The organism is Burkholderia sp. E168m23 (assembly GCF_016586125.1).
Taxonomy (GTDB): Bacteria; Pseudomonadota; Gammaproteobacteria; order Burkholderiales; family Burkholderiaceae; genus Burkholderia; species Burkholderia orbicola.
In genome coordinates this window covers 1-1,357 of the sequence record NZ_BCPP01001360.1, presented here as the reverse complement: position 1 = coordinate 1,357, position 1,357 = coordinate 1, and the positions used below count along the sequence as shown (strand labels likewise).

General features: G+C 64.8%; 1 pseudogene. It reads right to left on the bottom strand.

What is annotated here, in order from left to right:
* A pseudogene (locus JMF90_RS37290) lies at nt 1–1,357 on the bottom strand (hypothetical protein); the annotation flags it as partial.

The window sequence follows — 1,357 nt, the reverse complement described above, 5'->3', positions numbered from 1 at the left end:
AACGTTCACGATCTGGCGCTCGCTTCCGGCGTTACCCACCGAAACGGTATTGGCGCGCGTCGCCTTGGCGCCTGCGCCCAGCGCCACGGCACCATTCGCCGCGCCTTCCACGCTCGTATTGGCACCCAGCGCCATCGCATTGGTCAGGTTCGGTGCAACGCTCGCACTCGTGCCCATTGCAATGCCATTGGCCGCGCCTACCGCGGCTTCTGCTGCATTGCCGATCGCGATCGAGCTTGCCCCGATAGCCTTGATGCCGTTACTGCCGAGCGCAACCGCGTTCTCGCCGTTTGCCTTCGCGTTCGAGCCGATCGCCAGCGCTCCCGCGCCATTGGTCGTCACCCATGAACCGATGGCCACCGAGTACGCTTGATCCGAGCCCGTCTGCGCCATATTGCCGATCGCAACCGATTCGTTCGACAGCGCCCCGGTGTTCAGGCCGAGCGCAATCGCGTTCGCCCCGGCCGCATGAGCGTCCACGCCGATCGCGGCGGCTGTCGTACTCTCCGGATCGCCCGTCGCGATGCTCGCGGTATTGAACCGACTACCGTCCGAACCCATACCATCGATCGTGACGAAGCTCGAGCCTTTACCACCACCGCCGCCGCTGGCTGCCGCGGCCGCAATCGCGTCACTGACGTTACCGTAGGTCTTGTTGCCGACTCGGATCGTTGGCGCCGTCACCTTGCCGGCCGCGTCCACCGTCGAACCACCGCCCAGTGCGCTCGCCACACTTTGCGACGTACCGTACAGCTGCGAACCGTTCATCGCTTCCATGCTCGTCGCATTCACCGCGCCGGCTGCAACGTTCTTCAACGTCGTGCCTTTCTCGCCGGACAGCGTGACCGCGGTCTTGGCCGCATCGTCGTACAAGACCGCGTTCGAATCCGTACCGCCGCCTCCGCTCGCTGCCGCGGCTGCGAGCGCGTCGCCAACGTTGCCGTAGGTTTTGTCGCCGATGCGATACTTCGGTGCCGTCACGCTGCCATCGGCGCCGATGCCCGCATCACCGCCCAGCGCCGTGGTAATGTCTTTCACCTGACGCACGTTCGCCGCATCGGTGTCGCCGATGCCCATTGCAACGTTCTTCAACGCCACCGGCGCTGCTGCGCCCGCACCGCCAAGCGTTACCGAACCGCGATCCACCGTGCCGTCTTCCTTGCGGTCGTACGTCAGCGCCGCAATTGCCTGGTTCTTGTCCTTGTCGAACAGACCAGATTCGGCAAGATTGTCTTGCAGTTTCCCGACGTTCGTCGCGTTCGTCGTCACACGGCCGTCCAGGTTCGACACCGCTTCGCCGACGTTTTTCGCCGTGGTCCTGCCGCCGTCCAGCGTGTACGTCGGCGCCCTCACCGTA